Annotated in this window: 15 protein-coding genes; 10 read left to right on the forward strand and 5 right to left on the reverse strand. The window is 40.5% G+C overall.

Going from position 1 to position 14,562, the window contains the following annotated elements; all coding sequences use genetic code 11:
* Window positions 1–8 precede the first annotated feature (8 nt).
* Window positions 9–713 carry an MgtC/SapB family protein gene (locus HMAT_RS13625; protein ID WP_104383210.1) on the reverse strand — a complete coding sequence of 235 codons (705 nt, stop codon included), beginning with the start codon at window positions 711–713 and terminating at the stop codon, window positions 9–11.
* 223 nt (window positions 714–936) lie between these two features.
* Here HMAT_RS13625 and HMAT_RS13630 point away from each other — a divergent pair, with 223 nt between their 5' ends.
* From HMAT_RS13630 to HMAT_RS13640, 3 genes are read left to right on the forward strand one after another with little or no spacing between them, the layout of a single operon-like run.
* Window positions 937–1,410, forward strand: a complete 474-nt coding sequence (locus tag HMAT_RS13630; protein ID WP_104383211.1) for a carboxymuconolactone decarboxylase family protein — start codon at window positions 937–939, stop codon at window positions 1,408–1,410.
* Window positions 1,411–1,461: 51 nt separating this feature from the next.
* The gene (locus HMAT_RS13635; RefSeq protein WP_104383212.1) at window positions 1,462–1,800 is read left to right on the forward strand and encodes a YciI family protein; all 339 of its coding nucleotides are present in this window, start codon (window positions 1,462–1,464) and stop codon (window positions 1,798–1,800) included.
* 44 nt (window positions 1,801–1,844) lie between these two features.
* Window positions 1,845–3,074 (forward strand): RNA polymerase sigma factor, encoded by a 1,230-nt coding sequence (locus HMAT_RS13640; protein ID WP_233789257.1) that lies wholly within the window; start codon window positions 1,845–1,847, stop codon window positions 3,072–3,074.
* Window positions 3,075–3,126: 52 nt separating this feature from the next.
* Here the strand turns inward: HMAT_RS13640 and HMAT_RS13645 are convergent, their stop codons facing one another.
* Window positions 3,127–3,711, reverse strand: coding sequence for a hypothetical protein (locus HMAT_RS13645; protein ID WP_158655828.1), 585 nt, complete (start codon window positions 3,709–3,711; stop codon window positions 3,127–3,129).
* Window positions 3,671–4,204, reverse strand: a complete 534-nt coding sequence (locus HMAT_RS13650; protein WP_158655829.1) for a hypothetical protein — start codon at window positions 4,202–4,204, stop codon at window positions 3,671–3,673. The genes HMAT_RS13645 and HMAT_RS13650 overlap by 41 nt, the downstream gene beginning before the upstream one ends.
* Before the next feature lie 198 nt (window positions 4,205–4,402).
* Between HMAT_RS13650 and HMAT_RS13655 the strand changes: the two genes are divergently transcribed.
* Genes HMAT_RS13655 through HMAT_RS13670 form a run of 4 tightly spaced genes read left to right on the forward strand, consistent with a single transcriptional unit; the run spans window position 4,403 to window position 7,450 of the window.
* Window positions 4,403–5,212, forward strand: coding sequence for a hypothetical protein (locus HMAT_RS13655; protein WP_104383215.1), 810 nt, complete (start codon window positions 4,403–4,405; stop codon window positions 5,210–5,212).
* Window positions 5,213–5,214: 2 nt separating this feature from the next.
* Complete coding sequence (locus HMAT_RS13660) at window positions 5,215–5,691, forward strand: SRPBCC family protein (protein WP_104383216.1); 477 nt, start codon at window positions 5,215–5,217, stop codon at window positions 5,689–5,691.
* 32 nt (window positions 5,692–5,723) lie between these two features.
* Complete coding sequence (locus HMAT_RS13665) at window positions 5,724–6,812, forward strand: DUF6688 family protein (RefSeq protein WP_104383217.1); 1,089 nt, start codon at window positions 5,724–5,726, stop codon at window positions 6,810–6,812.
* Window positions 6,813–6,850: 38 nt separating this feature from the next.
* The gene (locus HMAT_RS13670) at window positions 6,851–7,450 is read left to right on the forward strand and encodes an AAA family ATPase (RefSeq protein WP_199768624.1); all 600 of its coding nucleotides are present in this window, start codon (window positions 6,851–6,853) and stop codon (window positions 7,448–7,450) included.
* Window positions 7,451–7,601: 151 nt separating this feature from the next.
* Here HMAT_RS13670 and HMAT_RS13675 read toward each other — a convergent pair whose 3' ends face one another.
* Complete coding sequence (locus HMAT_RS13675) at window positions 7,602–8,321, reverse strand: outer membrane beta-barrel protein (RefSeq protein ID WP_104383218.1); 720 nt, start codon at window positions 8,319–8,321, stop codon at window positions 7,602–7,604.
* A 207-nt stretch (window positions 8,322–8,528) separates the two neighbouring features.
* Between HMAT_RS13675 and HMAT_RS13680 the strand changes: the two genes are divergently transcribed.
* The 3 genes from HMAT_RS13680 to HMAT_RS13690 all read left to right on the forward strand — a co-directional run bounded on the left by HMAT_RS13680 (window position 8,529) and on the right by HMAT_RS13690 (window position 10,255).
* Entirely contained in the window at window positions 8,529–8,951 is a 423-nt protein-coding gene (locus HMAT_RS13680; RefSeq protein WP_104383219.1) for an OsmC family protein, read from the forward strand.
* On the forward strand, window positions 8,952–9,269 hold the full coding sequence (locus HMAT_RS13685; RefSeq protein ID WP_104383220.1) for a hypothetical protein: 318 nt from the start codon (window positions 8,952–8,954) through the stop codon (window positions 9,267–9,269). It begins immediately after the preceding gene.
* Window positions 9,270–9,376: 107 nt separating this feature from the next.
* Complete coding sequence (locus HMAT_RS13690; protein WP_104383221.1) at window positions 9,377–10,255, forward strand: pirin family protein; 879 nt, start codon at window positions 9,377–9,379, stop codon at window positions 10,253–10,255.
* A 158-nt stretch (window positions 10,256–10,413) separates the two neighbouring features.
* Here HMAT_RS13690 and HMAT_RS13695 read toward each other — a convergent pair whose 3' ends face one another.
* Entirely contained in the window at window positions 10,414–14,280 is a 3,867-nt protein-coding gene (locus HMAT_RS13695; protein ID WP_104383222.1) for a TIM-barrel domain-containing protein, read from the reverse strand.
* Between the last annotated feature and the right edge of the window lie 282 nt (window positions 14,281–14,562).

Here is a 14,562-nt window from a genome sequence, read left to right on the forward strand (position 1 = left end):
CAAGAGCCCTATAGATCGGCCTCCGTGCCGATAATCTCCCAGCTTATTTTGCTCACCTTCTCTTCCATTGTCAGGCGACTGGCGATACGTTCGATCAGGCTATCTTGCTGCCCAACAGCCTTAATCACCGCGGTAATTGCAGCGGCATTCAGTTCAACGGTGTCATCGCTGGATAATGAGGTCAGTAGCACTTTCTCTTCGCTGCCCAGCATTTGGATCAACAGTACACGGATATGATTCTCGATGGCTATGCCACAGCGGATGGATACTAGGTAGTCGGTTTGCGCAACGGCTGATTTACTAAATTTGATGACGCCCATTCGCTGGCCGATAGGCCGAAAGATCAAATGCGTCAGAATAATGGCTATCGCCACCAAAGTTGCCTGCGGATACAAACCCAACCCAGACAATGCGCCAACAGCAGCAGAACACCAGATCGTAGCCGCAGTATTGAGGCCGTGTACATTCATTCCATCCTTCATAATCACTCCTGCACCCAGAAAACCGATCCCACTGACCACATAAGAAGCGATGCGTCCGGTAGCGTCACCGCCTATTTCAATGGAAAGAAGTACAAAAGCTGCTGCTCCCACCGACACCAAAGTATTGGTGCGAAGTCCAGCATTCTTTTGACGCCATTGTCTTTCGGAACCAACTGCGGCTCCCAAAAGCAATGCCGCCAATAATCGTAATGCAAATTCAAAAATACCCATAGCTCATCCTCCTTTGCCTGCAAAGGTCCACAATCGTCCCGAGGATGCCCGTTAGAGATCTTATAGAAAATTATTAGAATTTTATTAGAAAAGAATAAAGCACAACACATTAATAATCAAAACATTAAAAACAAATAAAAAAATATTTAGAGCCTTATGTCCAATTTCTTTAACTTCAATCATTATTGTAGTGTAAAACAGTTACACTTAAAACAATAATAAAATGAAACAACGAATCAATTTTTTCGCAAAAGGTCAAAATGCGATGAAGGCTATGTTTGGATTGGGTGCTTATCTAGGTAAATGTACTATCGAACAAGAACTTTTACATCTGATTTATTTTAGAGTATCACAGATCAATGGCTGTGCTTATTGCCTGGATATGCATTCAAAAGATTTGCTTGCCACAGGTGAAAATCCACAACGTCTATTTTTATTGGACGCTTGGCGTGAGGCACCACTTTATAGCGCACGTGAATGTGCAGCCTTGGCCTGGGCTGAAGCTGTAACGAAAATAACCAATGGAGATGTACCTGACGAAGTTTACGCCATTGCGCATCAGGAATTTTCTGAAGAGGAACTCATAGACCTGACGCTGGCTGTAACTACGATCAATGCATACAACCGTTTTAATATTTCTTTCCGTACCGAAGCTGGCGGCTACAAAGTGGGCCAACATAAAGTACAAACAGCATAAAAAAGCTAAAACGAGGTAAATCAATTTATTTAACATAATAAAACACGAAGCATGAAGGATTTCATCTTATTATTTCGGCAGGCAGGCAGTGAACAGCCTCTTTTGAACGAAGAAGAAATTGCCAAGATAAACAAAAAATGGGAGGATTGGATCGGCGACATTGAAGCACAGGGAAAACTATCCGACCATGGTTCACGTCTCGAAAAAAGTGGAAAAGTGTTAAAACCAGGTGGGGTTATTACAGATGGTCCATTTGTAGAGATCAGGGAAAGCCTCGGGGGCTTCATTGTCATCTCCGCAGAAAACCTTGAAGAAGCGACGACATTGGCGCATGGTTGTCCCATTTTGGAAGCTAATGGTAGTGTTGAGATAAGAGCTCTTTTCGTTTAAAAACTTTATGGGCAGTTGTATGCTATACAACTGCCCTACTATATATGATGGAATCTAACTTTCTAAAACAGCTTTTTCAGCAAGAATTCACCAAGATCGTCGCTGTGATTTCAAAACGTTTTGGGCTACAATACATTGAAATTGCAGAAGATATTGTCAGCGAGACTTTTCTGTTAGCATCGGAATCATGGCAGACGAAAGGTTTACCCGCAAACCCGACCGCCTGGCTGTATACTGTAGCCAAACAGAAAACCTTAAGTCACTTTAGAAGGAATAAAATTTTCGAGGAAAGGGTCATTCCAGAAATACATCAAAAACAGACTGTCGTGCAGGATACCGATGACTTTAACTTCACACAAGAAAACATCAAGGATAGTCAGTTAAAGATGCTGTTTGCCATCTGCACACCTGCGATTGCCAGTGAAGCCCAGATAGGGCTGGCACTGCGGATTCTCTGTGGTTTTGGCATTGAAGAAATTGCCGAAGCCTTTCTTTCAAACAAAGAAACCATCAATAAACGGTTGTTCCGGGCAAAAGAAAAGCTTCGTACAGAAAAGATCCAGCTCGAACTGCCTTCCGAAAATGAAATCGTGAAAAGACTGGACAACGTATTGCATATTATCTACCTTTTGTTTAACGAAGGATACTATTCCAAGACCCAGGATGAGATTTTAAGAAAGGATCTGTGTATCGAAGCCCTACGGCTGGCTATCATGCTATCCACTTACGAGAAGACCAATGTACCCAAAACGAATGCACTCATTGCGTTAATCTGTTTTCACTCCTCACGCTTCGATGCCCGACAAAGTACCGATGGAGAGTTCATTCTGTATGAACAACAAAATGAGAAACTGTGGAATCAAGCCTTAATCAATCAGGGAATTTATTTTTTGAATATGTCGGCAGATGGCGATCAGTTGACCTCTTACCATATCGAAGCAAAAATTGCGCAGTGGCATTGTGCAAAAGCAGATACTGTAGAAAAATGGGAGGAAATCCTTCAGCTTTACGATCGTTTGCTGGCGGTCAATTATTCGCCGGGTGCAGTACTCAATAGAACCTTTGCCTTATACAAAGCCAAAGGTGCAAAAACTGCACTGACCGAGGCCAAAAAACTAAATCTAACGGATAACCACTTTTATTATACACTCCTGGGGGAACTTTATAAAGACATAGATCGACAAAAAGCAATCGCGAACTTTCAGCGCGCACAGGCATTGGCAAAAAACTCCCTGGAACAGGAAACTATCCAACGCAAGATCAATATGCTGTAAAGTTCGCGATCCATTATACATTGTCTGCTCCTATAATCAGCTAATTCCTATGTTAGCTGATCGTAGATCCTTGCTTTGAGTTTTGCCAATAAGTCATAAACAGCTCGTAAAGTTCGGTAGGTTCAATCGCTATTACAGAGGCCGAGTACATGATATTTAGCTGTTGCGACGTGGCATCATAAGCCATTTTCCATAACATTGTCGAAAGTCGATCTTTATAATTGGCAGCATTGCCTAAGGTGACAACGACCAAAGTATCTCCCCCTACTTTTTGTAAATTAATTGCTGTAACATCATCCCAATTGCCGGCACCGAAAGCTTTTGCCATTGGCGTAGTTTTTCCGGAAAAATGTCTTTTATTTAATGAAATCTGCGCAGACTTGTCCCGAAGATTTAATAAGCTATTCACCAAGAGACCTAGCATTATAAGCAATATTCCGCCCGAAAATACCGCAGGTTTCACTTTTAGTTCACCGTCAAAGATTCCAATACAGTATAAAAAGAGCAATAAAAGAACGACACAAATCACGCCTGACAGACTTAGCAGCTTAGCCGTTTTGCTTCTATTTCTATATAAGTTTGCTTCCTGATCCATCTTAGTTGCCCCAGTTGACATTAAGGTTATGCTTTTCAGCATAAGCTTTTCCTAAAACATATACCTCATCAAATGTTTTATCAATCTCAGGCATGTAATCGTTTTGAATTTTCTGAAGCAATGCCTGCTTTTCTTCGACAGATCCCTTCGTATCACAAAGTTTGGCATAGGCAGTATACTCATTTTTATAAACGGGAAGGACCTTCTCAAATAAGGCTATGGACTTTTCTTTTAATGCTTTTGCATCATCATCCGAAACATGAAGTTCATTGATATCTTTCAATGCTTTTTCAACCGTTTGAATCTTAATATCCACGGATTTTTGCGCCTCATCACCTACTTTCTTACTCGAAGGGATATCGGCAAATTCTACAGTTTCCTGTTCGAGGCGTTTGCCAAAACGTTCAGGGGCAAAATCAGCTACAAGGTTGGTATTTAAAACAACTTTTCCGAAAAAATTCTCGGGACTTGGGGCTTGGCAAGCAGTGAAAAATAGACTTGCCGACATGAAAATAATAACTAGTAAGTGCTTCATATAAATTTTATTTTGTTCCAAAGTACCTATTATTACTTAAACCTACAAGCCGAATCATACCTGCCTCTTCGTTCTGAAATAGTCAGCAAATCGCTATTATTGATATAAACAAAAACGATCTTTTGTTTTATACTTGTCCAACACGCTAATTTTTAATATTTTAGTAAATACAAAAACAACAGATAAAAACCGCTGATTATGGGCTTTGATATTAGTTACCATCCTATTTCTGAAGAACAGATTAACACTTGGTATTTTGAAATGATTGCTAATCCAGAAAAAATAGAAACACTGGCATCCGAGCACCAAATTGACGATTTCTATAAAACAAAATATCAGGACACCATAAACGCCGGTCGGGAAACAGATCAAAATGATTATTTCGACAAGACACATGGTTTCTTTATCGCAGTTGTTCAAGGTTTTTTCGAAACCTATTTCTATGTCCGCGGCGGCGCATTATCTTTTTCAACGAATGAGCTGTTAGAATCCTATTATAAAAAATGGGAAGAATTTATTCCAGTAGCTTCGCTTACAAAAAAAATACAAAACAGGCTTGTTGAAAATTATTGCTCCGGCGTATATATTTCGGCCGAACAGGTCATTCGCCTGTTGGAGGACTATCACCATAATCCCGAAATTAGATCGGAATTGGATCAATTATTTTCTGAGGGGCGCATCACTATTTTCTTAAAGGCGTTGAATTTTGCCAAAGAGCGTGGTCTAGGCCTCTTGGAAGCCACTGAAGTCGTGGAACCTCAACCTTTTGATTTGAATGAGTCTAAAAGTTATTCTAATCTTTTTAACTGCGACAAAGAAGGTCCGTTGCTCTATCAAACCACAGCATTCGAACAGATCAAAGATATCGAACAGCGTAATGGTCTCCCTGAAAATGAGATCCTACCCAATGTAAAAGTCGAAAAGGTACACGTAGAGCCTGTAGAAACAGATACAGAGCCACATGAAGTCAGCAAAAAGAAAAACTTCTGGAAGCGTTTATTTGGTTAAATATGAGCACAAAAGAGACAAAGTCCCAAATCCCGCCGACACATTCACCTGACAATGAAATCATCAGCTCCAGGATCGTCCATGCAGCGATAGACCGGGTCTTTGAGGCATGCGCCAATCCCGCTCATTTGGAAAATTGGTGGGGTCCGGCAGGATTTACCAATACCTTTGAAGAATTTGACTTTAGGCCCGGTGGACGATGGAAATTTATCATGCATGGCCCCGATAAAGGGAACTATCAAAATGAATGTATTTTTTCAGAAATCATTTATCCCAAATTAATTATCTGGGATCGGCTGTCTAAACCTCTATTCCGAATGGAGATCTCCCTAACGGATATTGCTCCCGGTAAAACCAAATTCGGATTCCGAATGATCTTTACGACCGCAGAAGAATGCAACAAGATCAAAAGCTTTGCTATCGATAAAAATGAAGAAAACTTTGATCGCCTTGAACGTGAATTAAAAACAATGATTTAAATCCTTTCGTCCATTCATATTATTTTGCTGCCATGAACATTGTTTTTTTCATTATCGTTGCTTTTTTTGCGGGATTAAATTATTTACTTCGATCTGCCGTTAAAAAGCAAAATAAAAAGATATCTTCAATCGAATATACTGTTATTATTGGCTACATCCTATCCTTAGCTCTATTTGGGGCGGGGCTGTTCACCCACTCAAACCAATATCATGAGGCCGTCGATCCCGTTGATGGGGCCTGTTACTTACCTTTTGGTGGAAAACATGCGTTATCGCTGTTTGTCTATTTTGTTGCTTTCAATGTTGCTGTACTCGCCATTTGGATAAAGGGCCGACAGATACCACCGATCCCCTTAGTTCTTGCCCTTATTATTTTGATGCTGGGATCTATAATCAGTATCTTTGTACTGACTCAGGTAAGCTATCACGATACATCAACCTTAAGTATCTATGTGGGGAATGAAGGGACATTTTACTTTATTTTCACGCCGCTTTTCTGTTTTTGTTTTGGCGTAGGTTTTATCTGGAAGATTGTTCAGGAGGAGAAGGCGACAGCAACCCACAGAAGCTATCGAAATCCTATACTAAACAAGATCAATAGGCAACTTTCGTCCAAGATGGACTATCCGGTATGGGCGCTGATCTTACTCGTTCCTTTCTTTGTCGTCATGACTGCTATTCTTATCCTATTTGGCCAGGATAGTGACTCAATGGCCAAAGTATTCACCGAGACTACTACCTGGGCCTTTTCTCAGAAAATGCATCCACCTATTTTAGACCATCGGGGACATTACCTCTGTACCGTGGCGGCAAAAGGTGATCCAACTATTGTAAAACCCTTACGCTTAGGTAATCGGCATGGAAATACAATCATCGTTAACCGTCAACTATTGGTAGCTAATGCATTTGAGGAAATCTTAAGCGACATATCTCCAAAGCTGCATCGTTATGTACGTTATTTTTACGACAGATATGGATATAACATCTCCATCAGAATCAACTCAGTCTGGGCGTCCAATCTAACCTATAGGATAATGAAACCATTGGAGTATACTTTTCTCTTCTTCCTTTATCTATTTTATGTAGAGCCCGAAAAGAAAATCGCCAAACAATACACATAATCATTTTCAATCTTTACGTCTTTCAAACAAGCAGCTTTATGGATGCATTGGAGGAGTATGACATTTTTTATATGGATCAGATAAATTACTTCATTGTCTTAACCGGGGGCCCCGGGGTTAGCAAAACCACATTACTCAAGAAATTACAGAAAGAAGGCTATAGAACCGTACCAGAAGAAGCACGTCGAATCATTCAAGAACAGTTGGCAAACAATGGCGATGGCTTACCTTGGAAGAATAAGCAACATTATGCCTCATTAATGTTGGCTGCGTCCATTGCTCGTTTCCTTCAGGAGATAAAAGAAAATACCCAACATCAAGAGTATGTCTTTTTTGACCGCGGTATTCCAGATACTCTCGCTTATATCGACATGGAAAAGTTAACTGTTGCGGCTACTTTACTTGAAGAGGCTAAAAAATACCGCTATCATAAAAAAATATTTATCCTTCCGCCATGGCAGGACATTTATAAAACCGATAATGAACGAAAGCAGACTTGGGAAGAAGCCGAAGCTACATTCCATCGGATGAAAAGTGTCTATGAGCAGCTTGGATATGAGGTTATAGAAGTACCTAAAACATCCGTCGAATTACGTTATCAATTTATACGCAAATCGCTCGGATTAGCTGCTCATTGATCTTTCATTAAGATTTCGATGCGACGGTCCGGAATTAACCACATGATGGCTATTAGCTAGCAAAAGTATAACCTTCCGGTACTTTTAGTTCAAGTACCATAATCGTAATAATGAGGCCAATACTCCATCACTGAATGCTTCCAGCCGGCTTTTAGTCATTGTTATAGATCGGTGTTAAAAATTGATATTGTAGTCCCAGACGAAACACATTCAATCGTGCCGGTCCGGGATTGGCGCCGAGTATTCCATCATGATAATCCTTCAAGCCCCAAGAATAGCCTGCAAAAACTGTATAGCGCTCATAATTAACATTAAACTGTAATCGCGGACGGATATCGACATCAATTACTTTACCTCTATCCCGGTCAAAGCTTGTCTTATTGCCACCCTTATCTTCGATACTTCCGTTTTCCTTGATGCTCAACGTCTTCGCTACATCAACACCGAATTGCATATCCATTGTCATCGGTTCAAAATAAACACGATAGCCCACGAAGGGATTAAAATTCAAAAATTGTTGGTTGAGCTTGGTCATTCCACGACTGCCGTTTGCAAATTCGTTGCCTTCCAGATCAACCTTCGTCTGTAAACGTTCAAATGCCCCTTCTACACCTAAAAGAAAATTATTCGCAAAGACATAACGATAGTTCACTGCGCCACCCAAATTAATTCCATACTTTTTACCGTAAGGATTATTGGTGTAATAATCCTGCTGAACAGAACCATTTAGGGTACTTTTAGCGATGCTTCCAGATCCTGCAAAATTAGAGACACCGGAAGTTACACCGACACGAAGTTCATGGGATTGTGAAAAAGCCGCAAACGGAATGGCACAGGCTATACATGCAATAAGTAAAAATCTCTTCATCATAAAAATATAAAAACAATCTAAAATTAAGAAAATTTAGGCGATTGGAGTTACATTGTCATTTTATTTTTCCAATAGCTATTTTTATCGTATCCGGGCAAATTTAGGACGTGAAATATGTCCGTCTTTTTATATTTCTTGAACTACATCAATGGAATTGAATCAAATGGACTTTAATTTTGTTGTATAAGAATCAAAGGAATACATCGTATGAAATATATCTTAGAGCATCCTGTCAGCGGTTATATTGGCCAGCAAAAATATAAAACGACCATCCGATGGCGCAACGGCGAATTTATTACCGATGAACCTGAAAAATTAGGTGGAAAAGATCTCGGGCCTGACCCATACACCCTACTAGTCTCTTCCCTTGTTTCCTGTACATTGGCAACCTTACGGATGTATATTGACAGAAAAGAACTTCACATCGACGAAATACAAGTCACGGCTAATATGTATTTACGAATTGAAAAAGAGCAAGTGGTAACCTATTTTGAACGAGAAATTTCTTTCGGACAGGCAGTCGAAGAAAACACAATACTACGCTTGCAACAAATTGCTGATGAATGTCCGATTTCAAAGATCTTAAAGGGCAATGCCATCGTGAATACAATCATGAAAACAAATAGTTAAATGAAGAATTTAATCATTATTGTGTTCGGAAAAAACGAGGAAATTCTCTGCACACTTCAGCGGATCATAACGGGTACAAATGGCTGGCAAGCGATCATTCAGCAGGATCTGTCCGCTTGTAAGGAATACCTCTCCAGTTACCCCAGCGACATCCTGCTGTTGAGTTCCGGTTTATCAGCACTGGAAGAAACTGAAATCATGAATCATCTTTCTTATTTAGACCATCCAATAGGTTTAATAAAACATTATGGCGGTGGAAGCGGGCTTTTAAAAAACGAAATTTATAGTTTATTTCCAGATTTGATTCCTGATAAATAAGCGAAATTTTAGCAAGCCATCGATCGCTAATACAAGGCTTTTCTTAAACCAGTTCAATGAAAATTACTTCTTAGCAAGCTAATTTTGAATACATAAATCATAAGATCATGAATAAACAAAACTTTATAAAAAAGGGGCTTTTAGGTTCCGGAATATTTGCATCAAGTACTGACTCAGCAGACATTATGAGGAATGATATCGATGAAATAGAACCTTTGGAAAGATTAGATGCCAATGCGGTGGAATACAATTCCGATCAACTGGAAAACCATAGTGTACTGCACAAAGCAACGAGCCGAGGTCATGCGGATCATGGCTGGCTGCAGAGTAATCATACCTTTAGTTTTGCGAATTACCATAATCCCGAACGTATGCATTTCGGTGTACTCCGGGTGCTGAATGATGATATCGTTGCCGAGGGGCGGGGTTTCGGATTACATCCGCACGACAATATGGAAATAATCAGTATTCCCTTGGAAGGGGACCTGGAGCATGAAGACAGTATGGGCAATCAGGCCATCATCCGAAAAGGAGATATCCAGGTGATGAGTGCAGGAACAGGTATCATGCATAGTGAATACAATAAAAACACCGATCAGGTTGTTAAATTTTTGCAGATCTGGATCTACCCGAACCAACGCAATGTAGCACCGCGGTACGATCAAATTACCTTGGATAGATCACAAAGACACAATAGGTTTCAACAGATCCTTTCACCAGACCCTGCAGATGAAGGAGTGTGGATACATCAGGACGCCTGGTTTCATCTGGGTAATTTCGACAATGGTGTCGAAACAACTTACCAAGTTAAACAAGCTGGAAATGGTATCTATATTTTCGTTATTAGCGGGAGTGTCCATGTCGCTGGACAAGAATTGGAAACGAGAGATGGTTTTGGCATCTGGGATATATCGGAAATTAAACTCACAGCCACTTCGGCCGATACTGAAATTCTCTTGATGGACCTCAACATGATATTAAATTAATGTCCTTTCACCTTGAAGCGTCACTTTATGGCTTTTACCGCCGGGTAAAATTAGGAGTATGCATAAGCCGGACGCTCGTGTTCCTGATGGGATTACCATTGCATAAAAAAGGGAAATTTTAACATTCCCCTTTCTTTATTGTTATTGTAAAATCTACTTTAAAAACTGATCGAATTGAGTTTTTTATCAACTAGAATACCGTCTATCGCTTTTAAATTGAAGTTAATATTACGTTTGGCTTTCAATTTGATCTTAAACAGCACTTCCGAGCCATTCAGTGTTTCCTTATTGCCCAAATTCACAAAAGTAGGATACAAGGCTTTACTGCCGTTCGTATGAAGACGGTCATTGGTATAGTTATTCATTTCCTTCAGGTGTAGCGGATCTATTCCCACAAACTCAAAATCACCCTGATTATAAGGCAATGCAAAGCTAAGCGCATTCACTGCTTTAAGATTTTCTCCACTTACCGCGATTTCAACGATATCACCAGATTTCAAAGCTCTCTTAGATGCCGTCAATTTCAGCTTACCAACAACTTTCTCCTCTTTGGTTGGTTTGGCTCCGCCGTCGATCGACACAGCAACATTTGAAATATCATAGGCATCAATCAACTTATTTTTATTGACATCTCCATTACTCACATAGCCTTCAAAATCACCATCTCCCATTCTTAAACCAGTATAATTAATATAAGAAGTCAGATCATTATGGTCGATCAGACGATCGTTGTTGATATCGCCAGGTAAATAGCTAGTCGATCCAGGCACCTTAAAGACATAGAGCTCACGGCCTGAACCGAAGCCGCCGACAGCCGCCGAAACCGAAATCTTAATAAAACGTGCGACAGGATGTTGACCAAAACTAAAGCCTTTCATTTCGCCATCACGTTTCCACTCAAAGCTTCCAGCCTCAGCCCAGGTATCTTTGTCATTGCTATAAAACACTTTACCTTTTAAAATGATACCGTTGCCACCATCCGTCCGAGGAAGGTACTCAAACTTATCCAGCTGATTGACGGATTTCAAATCTAGCGTGATATCAAACGGAACCGCAGTTTGTCCCCACTTGGTATGCCACATATCCCCTTCATCATAGTTGAACAGTTTATTGATGCCGTTCCCCCCTTGATTGTCTACAGAGGTCTCTGCTTTAATACCCTCGATCGCAAATTCCAATGGATTAGCTTTTGTTTTTGCACTAAACGTACTCCAATCAGAAGCACCAGCTTTATTAACCGATCTAATTTTAAAGCTATAGGCGGTCTCCGCATCCAACCCTTCAAACAACAATTGATTATCTTTAATGGTCGAGTAGATCAGATCATTAAACGCAATCTCATAAAAGTCCGCATTGGCGACCTTCTCCCATGTTGGTGTTAATGTGTAAGCCTGGGTATTACTATCCGTTACTTTGGCGCTAGGAGGCGTGAGCGCTCCGGTCTGTACCAAATGTATGTCGTTTGGTGTGAATTTGAACCCATCAACTTGTATTTCAAGCGCTGCTGATGACACATCTAGTTTACCGATACGCACCAATATCATCGGATTTTTGATCAGGTTAATCTTTTCAAATTCGGATCCTTTGGTTGCAAACTGATTCAAATTGGGTTGTGCATCGTAAAAATAGGCATTTTCCAAGGCCTTAAACTCATCCAAAGAATGTGCAGCCTGTAATTTTATCCCTTTTTTATTTACTTTAGCAGTCACTTTCTTCGGAGCAGCGGTTACATTAAAACGAACTTCGGTCGTTTTCATTCTTTCGAATTCCTCAAATCCACCTGTCGATGGCGCTATTGCGAACAGCACTTTATTGTCTTTCTGAATGGAAGAAATCTTTGTATGGACACCTTTTCCATAACGATAAGCTTCTGTTTTTCCATCGTCATCATATTCCGTGAATTCAGAACTACCGAATGGATATACCTCGTAGATACGCTGATCCTTTTTGATCTCCTGCACGTTATTGTTCGGGTTCGTAACCGGAATAATAGCTCCATTTTTAACAAAAACCGGTAGTTTCCAAATTGGTACTTCAAAATTATTGATGATACGTCCACCGGTATATTTTTCACCGGTAAAGTAATCTATCCATTCTCCATCAGGCAAATATATACCGTTTCGGATGTCATTGCCCTTCTCATCCACACGAGTCTCTTGATAGATCGGTGCTACCAAAAAATTCGGGCCATACAAATATTGATATTGTGTCGCCTTTCCAAGTGTGTACTGATTTGCCTGCTCCAAAAACATCGCACGAATTATCGGCAGGCCATCGACCGCTTGTTTGGCTATACTATAGCTATAAGGAACTAATTGAGATTTCAGTTTCAGGTAAAGACGGTTGATGGAAGTCGCAGGTTCGCCCAAAGCATGTGGATACTTTTCGTTGGATCCCCAGCCATCCATATTCAATTCCATCGGTGTCCAGGTTTTCCATTGAAAGTCCCGAATATTCACCTTAAAGTTTTTTCCACCAAAGATTCCATCCATGTCCGAAGTGATATTTGGCTGTCCAGAAAGTCCTGAGCCAATATACGTCGGAATATGGAATCGAATATATTCCCAAACCCCACCAGTCTGATCGCCCGACCAAATACCGGCATAGCGTTGCGTACCTGCCCATCCATCCAATGAAATAATAAACGGGCGCGCATTATTACCATAATAAGGCATGGTATGCCCCACATCAGCAACACCATTTAAGCCAAAGGAATATCCGGGTCCTACCCAGGCAACATCCGTCTTTAACACCCGGACACCTGCATCACGCACTTCCTTGACAATATCTCTTTGTAGTAATGCACTGATGCTGTCTTTAGGATGAAGGTCAGACTGCGTCCATAGGCCAATTTCCACGCCGTTTTTACGGGCATAATCGCCAAATTCCTTTAGGTTATTAATATTTCCATCCAGTGTTCCGGTCTGGCCGTATCCAGCGCCATAACCGTCATTTGGTAGAACCCATCCCAAAGGCATATCATGCGCTTTATAGCGATCTATAACAGCACGGGCCGAAAATTGGTAATTCCCCTTTTCGCCATTCAATGATTCTTTTGTACCGCCATTTTCTTTTTGACTTTCTTTATAGCGTTTTCCATCCTCAAATAGAATTCCCTTTTCATCTTCCTTCCAAAAATCTCTATTATATGCATTGAGGTGACCTTCATATAAGCCAAATTTTGGCAGAAGTATAGGATTACCGGTTAACTGGTAAAAATCATTGAGTAAGGGAACCGTACCGTCATTGATCATAAAAAAGACATCCAGATAATCCGTGTCATGCGATAATTTTACGGTGCCTTTTGTCTTTGCTCCAAATGCGTAATTCCCTTTTTTGAAGGTATGCCACATAAAGCCATAACCATTCGTTGACCAAAAATAAGGCGTAGGAGATGCGACTCCGCCGTCGGTCCAGCTATTTTGATTTTCGATCGCAATGATCTTACCTTTATGGGAGAACCGTCCATTTTGCACGCCACCGCCAAAAAAGTACTCATCCTTATTCTCTTTCAATTCCAAGGTCACTTGTTTAGGTTCGAAATCAATAGGCTTTAAGCTCTCGACGACAACTTTATTCGTGATACGATTGAGGATACTAAACTGAGTGGTCTGTTTATCTATGGAGAATACAATGTCTTTGGTTGTGATTGTAGCACGATTTCCTTCGTCTTTTACTTCCAGCCCATTCACTGCTTTGCGAGGTTGTTCAACAAGGATTTTAGCATCAGGTTTTGCCTCCGGATCACGGATAATACCACCGTGTATATCTTGAAACATTCTGAAAATATGATTTCCATAGAAATCCAATGTCAGTCTTTGGTTGTTTTCATATAAAATCTCCACTGTTGTAGGATTAATTTTCTGTACAGCAATAATCTTACTAACAGTAGCGGATTGTTCTACCTTATAATTAGCAGCCGGGTAAGTCATCGCACCGACCTTATTCGATTGAAAAATAAACGGAGAAGCCAATCCCACCAATAAACTAACTTGCGCTTTCGTACTCCAAAAAGATATCTTCATGTGTATCATTTATAATATTAAATTGCATTGCTGTATTTCCCCCAAGAGAAAGCTACAAAATGCTGTTAAATTAACATAACAATAATACAATAGTAAATCCAAGTAAAAAAGGGCTTGCGAAATGCAAACGATTGTCTAATAATAATGTTGCAGGAGCCAAGCAATTTTAGTTGAACGTTTCCGTCGGCCCTGACTGGTTTCTAGGCCTCTGTTCCGGGCCGGTATCCCCGGACTTCCCCCGGAGCCGATAGCCCTGTTGAACCAGAAGCCCTGTAAAAAGCA

The organism is Sphingobacterium sp. HMA12 (assembly GCF_002933815.1).
In the GTDB taxonomy this organism is placed as follows: Bacteria; Bacteroidota; Bacteroidia; order Sphingobacteriales; family Sphingobacteriaceae; genus Sphingobacterium.

Excerpts from the sequence above, each read along its gene's own strand:
- HMAT_RS13660 (WP_104383216.1), top strand. The coding sequence starts at position 5,215 with ATGAGCACAAAAGAGACAAAGTCCCAAATCCCGCCGACACATTCACCT.
- HMAT_RS13665 (WP_104383217.1), top strand. The coding sequence starts at position 5,724 with ATGAACATTGTTTTTTTCATTATCGTTGCTTTTTTTGCGGGATTAAAT.
- HMAT_RS13630 (WP_104383211.1), top strand. The coding sequence starts at position 937 with ATGAAACAACGAATCAATTTTTTCGCAAAAGGTCAAAATGCGATGAAG.
- HMAT_RS13640 (WP_233789257.1), top strand. The coding sequence starts at position 1,845 with ATGATGGAATCTAACTTTCTAAAACAGCTTTTTCAGCAAGAATTCACC.
- HMAT_RS13625 (WP_104383210.1), bottom strand. The coding sequence starts at position 713 with ATGGGTATTTTTGAATTTGCATTACGATTATTGGCGGCATTGCTTTTG.
- HMAT_RS13685 (WP_104383220.1), top strand. The coding sequence starts at position 8,952 with ATGAAGAATTTAATCATTATTGTGTTCGGAAAAAACGAGGAAATTCTC.
- HMAT_RS13695 (WP_104383222.1), bottom strand. The coding sequence starts at position 14,280 with ATGAAGATATCTTTTTGGAGTACGAAAGCGCAAGTTAGTTTATTGGTG.
- HMAT_RS13675 (WP_104383218.1), bottom strand. The coding sequence starts at position 8,321 with ATGATGAAGAGATTTTTACTTATTGCATGTATAGCCTGTGCCATTCCG.
- HMAT_RS13670 (WP_199768624.1), top strand. The coding sequence starts at position 6,851 with ATGGATGCATTGGAGGAGTATGACATTTTTTATATGGATCAGATAAAT.
- HMAT_RS13635 (WP_104383212.1), top strand. The coding sequence starts at position 1,462 with ATGAAGGATTTCATCTTATTATTTCGGCAGGCAGGCAGTGAACAGCCT.
- HMAT_RS13655 (WP_104383215.1), top strand. The coding sequence starts at position 4,403 with ATGGGCTTTGATATTAGTTACCATCCTATTTCTGAAGAACAGATTAAC.
- HMAT_RS13645 (WP_158655828.1), bottom strand. The coding sequence starts at position 3,711 with ATGCTGAAAAGCATAACCTTAATGTCAACTGGGGCAACTAAGATGGAT.
- HMAT_RS13650 (WP_158655829.1), bottom strand. The coding sequence starts at position 4,204 with ATGAAGCACTTACTAGTTATTATTTTCATGTCGGCAAGTCTATTTTTC.
- HMAT_RS13680 (WP_104383219.1), top strand. The coding sequence starts at position 8,529 with ATGAAATATATCTTAGAGCATCCTGTCAGCGGTTATATTGGCCAGCAA.
- HMAT_RS13690 (WP_104383221.1), top strand. The coding sequence starts at position 9,377 with ATGAATAAACAAAACTTTATAAAAAAGGGGCTTTTAGGTTCCGGAATA.